This window comes from Flavobacterium columnare NBRC 100251 = ATCC 23463 (genome assembly GCF_002530675.1).
Lineage (GTDB): Bacteria > Bacteroidota > Bacteroidia > Flavobacteriales > Flavobacteriaceae > Flavobacterium > Flavobacterium columnare.
Map to the genome: position 1 here is coordinate 38,039 of NZ_PCMX01000063.1, position 9,655 is coordinate 47,693.

The 9,655-nt window shown below is 31.0% G+C and carries 11 protein-coding genes and 1 pseudogene; all 12 read right to left on the minus strand.

Annotated elements, in window-relative coordinates; all coding sequences use genetic code 11:
* Window positions 1-100: 100 nt before the first annotated feature.
* A pseudogene (locus B0A78_RS09370) lies at window positions 101-274 on the minus strand (REP-associated tyrosine transposase); the annotation flags it as partial.
* A gap of 393 nt (window positions 275-667) precedes the next feature.
* Complete coding sequence (locus B0A78_RS09375) at window positions 668-1,411, minus strand: hypothetical protein (RefSeq protein WP_097609616.1); 744 nt, start codon at window positions 1,409-1,411, stop codon at window positions 668-670.
* A complete protein-coding gene (locus B0A78_RS09380; RefSeq protein ID WP_065213149.1) occupies window positions 1,411-1,614 on the minus strand; it encodes a hypothetical protein in 204 nt (67 codons plus the stop codon). Before B0A78_RS09380 ends, B0A78_RS09375 begins: the two co-directional genes overlap by 1 nt.
* A 141-nt stretch (window positions 1,615-1,755) precedes the next feature.
* Window positions 1,756-2,505 carry a hypothetical protein gene (locus B0A78_RS09385; protein ID WP_065213148.1) on the minus strand — a complete coding sequence of 250 codons (750 nt, stop codon included), beginning with the start codon at window positions 2,503-2,505 and terminating at the stop codon, window positions 1,756-1,758.
* 5 nt (window positions 2,506-2,510) lie between these two features.
* The gene (locus B0A78_RS09390; RefSeq protein ID WP_097609617.1) at window positions 2,511-2,747 is read right to left on the minus strand and encodes a hypothetical protein; all 237 of its coding nucleotides are present in this window, start codon (window positions 2,745-2,747) and stop codon (window positions 2,511-2,513) included.
* Between the two features lie 97 nt (window positions 2,748-2,844).
* The gene (locus tag B0A78_RS09395; RefSeq protein ID WP_097609618.1) at window positions 2,845-3,597 is read right to left on the minus strand and encodes a hypothetical protein; all 753 of its coding nucleotides are present in this window, start codon (window positions 3,595-3,597) and stop codon (window positions 2,845-2,847) included.
* A 5-nt stretch (window positions 3,598-3,602) separates the two neighbouring features.
* Entirely contained in the window at window positions 3,603-5,738 is a 2,136-nt protein-coding gene (locus B0A78_RS09400; RefSeq protein WP_097609619.1) for a hypothetical protein, read from the minus strand.
* A gap of 627 nt (window positions 5,739-6,365) precedes the next feature.
* A complete protein-coding gene (locus tag B0A78_RS09405) occupies window positions 6,366-6,920 on the minus strand; it encodes an REP-associated tyrosine transposase (protein ID WP_065213142.1) in 555 nt (184 codons plus the stop codon).
* Between the two features lie 663 nt (window positions 6,921-7,583).
* Window positions 7,584-8,045, minus strand: a complete 462-nt coding sequence (locus tag B0A78_RS09410; protein ID WP_065213141.1) for a hypothetical protein — start codon at window positions 8,043-8,045, stop codon at window positions 7,584-7,586.
* Window positions 8,027-8,587, minus strand: coding sequence for a CdiA family toxin C-terminal domain-containing protein (locus tag B0A78_RS09415; RefSeq protein WP_097609620.1), 561 nt, complete (start codon window positions 8,585-8,587; stop codon window positions 8,027-8,029). The genes B0A78_RS09410 and B0A78_RS09415 overlap by 19 nt, the downstream gene beginning before the upstream one ends.
* 87 nt (window positions 8,588-8,674) lie before the next feature.
* Window positions 8,675-8,929, minus strand: coding sequence for a hypothetical protein (locus B0A78_RS14500; protein WP_075348548.1), 255 nt, complete (start codon window positions 8,927-8,929; stop codon window positions 8,675-8,677).
* Between the two features lie 45 nt (window positions 8,930-8,974).
* The coding region (locus tag B0A78_RS09425) for an endonuclease V (RefSeq protein WP_097609621.1) at window positions 8,975-9,655 on the minus strand (681 nt) is incomplete at its 5' end.

Genomic DNA, 9,655 nt, shown 5'->3' on the forward strand with positions numbered 1-9,655 from the left:
TTTCTCGTCTTTGTGGGCACAGAATACAATTCTGCGCTAACTGCCACGTTGAAAACTAGACGCTTAGATTTCGATTGTGTAAATCCGAGCAATCGGGTTTTGACATAATGCAATAGGCATAAATCTCCAAACCTTTCTTTGATTGGCAGTATTGTAATGCGCTTATGATATTTTGCTTTTGATTTAATCTTGTAAAAACATCTATCCAACCTACAGTTGTAATGGTAATGAAATAGCAATCTTCTGTTGCAGTGGCTTTATATTTTGTTGACATGGCTTATCTAAATATTTATTACAAAACTAAAAAAACACAATTTATAATTGTGTTTTTTTAGTTTATTTTCTCGTCTTTGTGGGCACAGAATACAATTCTGCGCTAACTGCCACGTTGAAAACTAGACGCTTAGATTTCGATTGTGTAAATCCGAGCAATCGGGTTACTTCTTGATTCAGTTGGGATAGACCTAATATAATATTTTGATAAATTCATTGCTGCTTTTTGATTTTTAGTAAAATCCGTATTAACTGATAGTTTAGTATTGGCTATTCTTGTATCTAATTTTACCTCTCCTGTAATATCATCTTTTATTTTCTTAACACATACAAGGTCTGCTATAAAATAATAACCTTCATTGGTACAGTTTATTTTAGTAGCTCGATCATTACCTTACTCTTTTAGCAAATTTTTATAGGCTCCACTTTCAAGATAATTATAAAGTTTATCCATTATTGCCTGTTGGTTTATTAAAATATCTTTATAATCTTCATACATTGGATCTGCAATCTGTTTTGCAATAATATTGTCTGACCATTTCTTATATTCTTGGTATTTGTTACTATTGCATAATTTCATAATTATTAAAACCTTTGCACCAGTTTCACCAAAAATATACTTGTAGTAATTAGAAAATTCTTCTTTCTCCAGTATTTTATCGTTTATATCTTGTAAGGATTGGAATTTAGAGAAAAAAGGCAAAACATTTTCCTTTAGTTGATTTATAAATTCCGATTTTACATATTCATAGTGCTGGAAATTTATTTCCTTGTTTTCTATAATACTTGTACTGCCAATTAAATTGCTATAGTAGTCAACTTTTTTATCATAGTTAGGGATTTGAATTACCGTATACTCATCCTTTGGAGAATAAAATTTTTCTTCAAATTCTATATTTTCTATTATTGTATTGATTATAGGAAAAACAATTCCAAAACCAATAGATGATAAGGAAGATTTTTCTCTCCATTTATCTTTTTCAAACGAATATGTTATCTTGTCTATCTTATCGTTTTCCTTCCGTTGATATTTATAGGCAAAGTCTACTTCATCTTCCTCATATAAGGAAAATCCGTAGGAAGAAAAATTAACATTTTGCGTAAGATTATGATTGAGTTCTTTTATTTGTTTTTTCATTATTCTCCATTAATTTTTACGCCTCCAAAACTTGTAGCAGAACCTCCACTGTAGATTTTGATAAAAGGCTGTTTGTTCTGTATAAGAGCAGGCTTATTAAAGCGTTCTATTTTCTTACCATTTATAGGAGTCCTATCTGTGGACCGTAAATATAAAGGCTTTAAGAATGCTTCTTTCTGATTCTTAGTAAAATCTGTATTCACAGATAGCTTAGTATCGGCTATTCTTGCATCTAATTTTACCTCTCCTGTAATATCATCTTTTATTTCTCTAACAAAAACAAAATCTGCTATAAAATAATCGCCTTCATTGGTTCAGTTTATTTTAGTAGCTCGATCATTACCTTACTCTTTTAGCAAATTTTTATAGGCTCCACTTTCAAGATAATTATAAAGTTTATCCATTATTGCCTGTTGGTTTATTAAAATATCTTTGTAATCTTCATACATTGGATCTGCAATCTGTTTTGCAATAATATTGTCTGACCATTTCTTATATTCTTGGTATTTGTTACTATTGCATAATTTCATAATTATTAAAACCTTTGCACCAGTTTCACCAAAAATATACTTGTAGTAATTAGAAAATTCTTCTTTCTCCAGTATTTTATCGTTTATATCTTGTAAGGATTGGAATTCAGAAAAAAAAGGAATATAATATCTATTAATAAAACTATCTGTTTCAGCAACAACTCTTTCTAATTCTTTTTCCTTTATTATACTATCTGCAAAAACTATAGTATGCTGAGTATCTGTGGTTATATCTGGAGCTAGAATTTCTTTTATAGTAACCTCATGACTACTGTAAAAAAAGGTGTCTTTTGAAATTGTTTTTCCACCCAATATTCTATATAAAATCCTATCTACTTCTTTGAAGTGAATGCCCGCTCTGAATGACTCTTTACATAAAGTTGTAGGATTATACTTTCTATAATCATAACCAAAACCATAGGTGATAATATCTGTCTTATTTTTATTTTCTCTAAAGAACAAACCTATGTTATAATCTTTATCATAAGATAAATGAGAGAATTCATTTTTAGTAATTGATAACCCAGATGCAATTTCTTTATCTAAACTATTTAATATTTCCATATCTATTACTCTGTTATATTCCCGTATCCACCAATACCGTTACTGTATATCTTTGTTATCTTTCCTGTTTTTTTAACATTTTTATCTTTAACAAAATCTTTTATGACGGTTCCTTTTATCAAGGCTTCATTATTTATAGATTTTACATAAAAATCAGTCATTTCATTGGCTTTTTTCTGATTATCGGTAAAACCTGTATTTTTACTCAATTTAGTATCTGCTACACGAATATCTAATTTCACCTCTCCTGTAATATCATCTTTTATTTCTCTAACAAAAACAAAGTCTGCTATAAAATAATCGCCCTCATTGGTACAGTTTATTTTAGTAGCTCGATTATTATCTTACTCTTTTTAGCAAATTTTTATAGGCTCCACTTTCAAGATAATGATGTAATCTAATAACATCATCTAAATATTGTTGCAAATCATCTCTCCCATTTTTTATGCCCTCTTCTATTCTTGAAATGTACATAGCAGTAAATTCTTGATAACCTTTTTCATTGCCTGCCAATTTTAAGATAATCATTGCTTTAAAATAAGTTTTGCCGAATATATAGTTACTCCAATCCTGCCATTTTTCTTTCTCCAGTATTTTATCGTTTATATCTTGTAAGGATTGGAATTCAGAAAAGAAAGGAATATAATATTTATTAATAAAACTATCTGTTTCAGCAACAACTCTTTCTAATTCTTTTTCCTTTATTATACTATCTGCAAAAACTATAGTATGCTGAGTATCTGTGGTTATGTTTGGGGCTAAAATCTCATTTATAGTAATTGGATGATTAATATAATAACTATGAGTAGGTGTATCCTTTGAAATTATTCTACCTTCTAAAACTGTATATAAGATACTATCTAATTCTCTGAAATGTATGCCTGCTCTAAAATATTCTCTAGATAAGCTTATAACATTAAATTTTCTACAATCATAATCAATACCATAAGTGATAATATCTATCTTTTTTTTATTTTCTCTAAAGAACAAACCTATGTTATAATCTTTATCATAAGATAAATGAGAGAATTCATTTTTAGTAATTGATAACCCAGATGCAATTTCTTTATCTAAACTATTTAATATTTCCATGTCTTTTACTCTGTTATATTGCCTTTTGTATATCCGCCACTGCCGTTACTGTATATCTTTGTAATTTTTCCTGTTTTTCTAACAGGTTTTCCGTCACTTAAACTATTTATAATTTCCCCTTTAATTAATGCTTTTGGTCTAAGAGATTTCACATAAAAATCAGTCATTCCATTGGCTTTTTTCTGGTTATCGGTAAAGCCTGTATTTTTACTCAATTTAGTATCTGCTACACGAATATCTAATTTTACCTCTCCTGTAATATCATCTTTTATTTCTCTAACAAAAACAAAATCTGCTATAAAGTATTCTCCTTCTTTAGTACAATCTGTGCTGCCATTAATACAAAACTGTACTTGTTTAAATATAGACCTTTTATCCAAATCATAAGTACCATCAGAATCTTTACCAAATTTCTCTCGGAGATCTATGTATACATCACTATTTGGTTGTTTTAGTTGCTCTTCAATATGATCCTCAAAATCATTACCCATCTTAAAGTAATTTCTCCTATTTGCATCTTCTTTCGAATACTTTAACCAATCATTAATAGTTGTTATTAGATTAGTATCTAATGGTATTTCCTCTATAGATTCAGGAGTAAGCAACTCATAATCTTCTGCTTTATAAAGAGGGTCTTGTTTGTGACCAACAAAACCACGAGCGAACTGAGGATGCTTGTTTAGAAAATCAGAAAAACCATTAACTTTTTCTAAATCTGCGGTGAATTCTTTTAAGGTACTAGAGGTATTTGTGGCATCTGAAAATTTAATGATTTGAGTACGTACTTCATTATTCAACTTATTCAATTCTACTATTGTTGTCCAATCTTTTCTAGCAAATTGCTTTTTATTATCATATAATACATCCCATATAGCTATAGTATTCTTACTATACTGTGGTATTTTACCCGAAATGGTAGCATTTGTTTGTTGAATATCATTTAAAAATACTTTTGCATCAGTATTTAAAGCGATCACACCATCAACTACGGCATTCACATTAGTTTGTAGCAATCCATTGTATAATTTATCAACTCCAGATTTATCATTAGTTTCAGTCAATAAAGCTTTGAACTTATAGCAGGTAGGTTGTCCAAATTTATCGTATATAGTACACTTTCCATTGTTTTCTTCTTTTTCTTTAAGCTTTTTAGCAGTTTCTGGAGCTGCATATACAACCTGTGGTTTAGCAGTGGCTGATTGTTCTCTTGCAATAATAAGTTGTATGGTCCCTTGTATTCCTTTGTAATAATTAAGATTATAAGAAATTAAATTAGTTGCATTTTCACTTGCTTCAATGTAACCTGTAGCAGTGTTTGATTTAGGCATTTGTATCACTTTAGTTTCTGCATTAGTCACAAGTTTAAGTTCTGGATACAAATCCAATTTTAATGCTGCATTTCCATCAAAAGAGTTTGAAAACGTAGGTGAATTGTAGGTACTACTTATTTTTCCTTCTTTTGTACAATTTTTAATCACTGTCAATGCTCCATTTTCTACTGACACAGCTGTTCCTGTAGTATTAGGTGTAAACTTAATTCCTCCTGCGGTATTTTCAAATACTTGTAATGTTTTTCCGCTATTAACACTCGCAGTGGCTTCATTAAATAATACTGTAATTTCTTCTTCTAATCTTGTTGCCGCAGCAGGATTAAGTTGTTTAAAATTTATGTAACCTTTAGAACTTTTATATGTATTCCATACATTTTTAAAAGTATTTACTGTACCTTCAAATGTGGCTACTGATAATTTTAATGCGGCATATAACACAAATGCTTTGTTAAAAGTCTCCCAGCCAGCTAAGAAAACTTTCCCTTCTGAAGTAGTAGAAATTTGATTTCTAAAGCTATCAACAGTAAGAGCAGTAGCTGCATATGCCATATCAAATGTAGCCCATGCACCAGTTGCTCCACCTTGAGCTATGGCGCCAGACCCAAGTGTTCCTAATATAATTCCTACGTTAACCGCATCAATAGCCTCTCTCTTAAATTTTTCATGTACTAAATAAGACATAAAGAAAGCCGGTAGATAAACAACATCACCCTTTTTAGCATTTAATATGGCTTCATCATTCTCTAAAATAGTTTTTAATATAGTAAAAGGTTTTAAATTTTCATATTTTACACTTCCATGACTAAGCATAAATGTAGTCCATTCTATTTCAAAACTAATCTCTCCCTGATCACTAATACTTGTTTTTTCGTCTTTATAAGCAAAATAATTAAGATCTAATTCTGAGAGTCGCTCTAAAAACCCGATCGCTCAGATCTACTCAACATATTTCTCAACGCAACAGTTAGCGCAGAATTGTATTCTGTGCCCACTCCTATTGGCTTTCAAAACAAATATAAAAGTATCACTTCTAGATCATTTTCTAAACCTACATAATTTCTTGCAGAACTAAAATAATAATCCTCAGGTAAATCAACCTACAGTTGTAATGGTAATGAAATAGCAATCTTCTGTTGTTGTGGCTTTGTATTTTGTCGACATGACTTATCTAAATATTTATTACAAAACTAAAAAAACACAATTTATAATTGTGTTTTTTTTAGTTTATTTTCTCGTCTTTGTGGGCACAGAATACAATTCTGCGCTAACTGCCACGTTGAAAACTAGACGCTTAGATTTGGATTGTGTAAATCCGAGCGATCGGGATTTTGACATAATGCAATAGGCATAAATCCCCGATCGCTCAGATCTACTCAACATATTTCTCAACGCAACAGTTAGCGCAGAATTGCATTCTGTGCCCACTCCTATTGGCTTTCAAAACAAATATAAAAGTATCACTTCTAGATCATTTTCTAAACCTACATAATTTCTTGCAGAACTAAAATAATAATCCTCAGGTAAATCGACAATCTTATCTTTTACAGGATTAAAATGAATGTACTCTAATTTCTGTTTTATAAATTTATTGCTAAAAATATGTTCTGCGTGATATCCATCTTGCCAAACTTTATACGTTTGATGTCTTTTTAAATGTTCACAAGATTTTTTAAAATAATCCAACATCCATTCGCGTCTGCTTTCAGGTTCATCGATTATAGTTTGAATAATTTTCTTGGAAGTGAATTTTTTGAAATCACGAATAACATCACTTAGTATAAATCCTGCTGTAGCTTTACAGAGTATATGTATGTGATTTGACATAATGCAATAGGCATAAATCTCCAAACCTTTCTTTGATTGGCAGTATTGTAATGCGCTTATGATATTTTGCTTTTGATTTAATCTTGTAAAAACATCTATCCAACCTACAGTTGTAATGGTAATGAAATAGCAATCTTCTGTTGTAGTGGCTTTGTATTTTGTTGACATGGCTTATATACTATTTACTACAAAACTAAAAAAACACAATTTATAATTGTGTTTTTTTAGTTTATTTTCTTGTCTTTGTGGGCACAGAATACAATTCTGCGCTAACTGTTTCGTTGAAAACTAGACGTTTAGATTTGGATTGTGTAAATCCGAGCGATCGGGAATTTATAGTTTGCAATTCAGAAAAGACTTTCTGCTTTTCTGCATCTGAAATCACCTTAGTATAATCAAATAAATGACTTTCTGTGGTGTTTACGGCTTTGTTGTCTGGCGAATAGGTTTGATTGGCATTTTTTCCTAAACTATTTATATAGTTTGCATAACTCCGATCGCTCAGATCTACTCAACATATTTCTCAACACAACAGTTAGCGCAGAATTGCATTCTGTGCCCATTCCTATTGGTTTTCAAAACAAATATAAAAGTATTACTTCTAGATCATTTTCTAAATCAGCATAATTTCTAGCCGAACTAAAAAACACAATTAAATTGTGCTTTTTTTAGCTTATTTTCTTGCATTTGTGGGCACAGAATGCAATTCTGCGCTAACTGTTACGCTTAGATTTTGTTTGCGCATATCCAAGCGATCGGATTAAAAGTGCAACAAAGTAAATGCATTTACTACTAAAACAACATTGTCTTTATAAAAAGATAAAAGCGGTACTAGACCGCTTTAATTTTTTCCTCTAATTGTGATTTGATAGACAATAAATCTTCTCTGCTCACTTCGTTATCTTCTTGTAAATCCAAACCATTTAATTTAGCTTCGCAAAGAAGGATAGCGAGTTCAAACAATTCTCTTTTACTAATTGTATTCTCTGCGTCAGCATAATAAACTCGTGCTTCATCTTCTTTAATTTCTTGGTTATCAAAATCAGCGGGTTGAAAACCTAATGTATATCCATAATGCTCTCTGGTAAAATGCTTTTGGGCTAATACAGAATTAATGAATGGCAAAAAATCTTTCCCCATAACTGCACCTAATATTTCTGCTTTATCTCCATATTCAAGATCTTTTTTATTTGCATATACAAACTTTTTAGCCAACTGTCCAGTCGGATGAGTAAATTGAACATATGCATAATAATCTGATTTGAATATTATTTTTATTGTATTATCCACCATGAACTTATAATATTTTCACCATTAACAGTTTTGTAATGACCCATAATTGTTTTGCCATTCGCAACACCTTTAAAAGTTCTTGGAATAACTTCATTCGTTAAAGGATCAATTACATTAAAAGTATTTTTATCCATAGCATCTTTAAATGCCCTATATCCTAAATCCTTCATTTGAGCTTCTGGATAAACATTTGGATCATAAACTGTTTTAATATGTGTTTCTCCATTTTTGACATATTGCCCTGCAATAGGATTACCTGCGTTATCTGCTTGTAAGGTTTTATATTTTATATTTTTAACTCCTGTAACTCCTGACGGTGTTTCACTAATAACTTCAATTCTACCTCCATTTGAAACTCTTTGAGTATTAAAATTAATTTCGTTGTGACAACCAACTAATCTATTACTATTAAACGTTGGCTTTCCTGCACCATTTAATGTTACATCATCTACATGTTTAAATGCATCGTCGAGTGTAGAAGCATTTATTTTAAAGCCGTTTTTAATATATTCGGCAAAGTTCCCCGCCCCTGTAACCCCCATCTGAACCCCTTCACCTGTACAAGTCGAACATTCTTTAACAGGCGGAGAAGATAGTTCTTTTGCTGTACCTTCTGAGGATACCTCATACTATTTGGTATTATCAGCGCGTTTTATACCATTTTCAAAGATCGTTATAGCACCATCAGTGGTATAAACTTTTTTACCAGTAGCTTGGGCAAGTGCTTGGGTACTGGTTAAATCATTACAAGATAAAAGTACAATCTCTTTTTTATTTGGATCCAGTTTTTTAGCTAAAATTTCTGCTAATTCCTCTGGGTTAAAAACTAAACGCTTAGATTTGGATTGTGTAAATCCGAGCGATCGGGTTAAAAAGCACGCCAACACTTTTGGCTGTGTTGTTTACGTAATATACATCTATGGCTAGTATCATTTTATAATTCCGTATTGGTTAAGTTCATCATTCATAAAATCGATTCTGAATTGCTCAGGCATCTGTTGGCGAGCAATCTCAATTGCCTTTTCAAGTACAAAAGGAAGTCTTGTGGATTGCGTTGTTTCTAACACCCAATTTACACTTGTCTCTAAAGAAACCTTATGTCCTATAGAAATATATATTGGGTTTGTATTTTCTTTTGTTCGGAGGGCTTTTCCAACTACTTTTTGGTCAAATATAAGTTCTATACGATCTGCTCTTTTATCCCCTAAATCTTCCTTCTTATAATACCCTACAAGACGTTTTTTGGCGCAACCTATAGTAGGTATATCCAGTTGAATACCCAAAAAAGTTGCCAAGCCCATATTTTTAGGATGCTCTATACCGTGTCCATCACAAAAAATAAGTTGGGGTTGTATAGTTAATTTTTCAAAAGCTTTTATTGCCCACTCTGTTTCATTAAATCCAAAAACATCTGGAATATGCATAGTAATCTTGTCCTCAGTATAAATTGCTTGATCTACAATTTCTTGACTATTTACATTCATAACTGTGATAACGGCTACAATTACTTGGGTAATATCGTGATAAGCTACTGTTACTCCTCCAATAAATTGCACATCAGTTGGCAGTTGATCCTCGTTTATTGTTTTACCAATTTGTTCTTCTTGCCA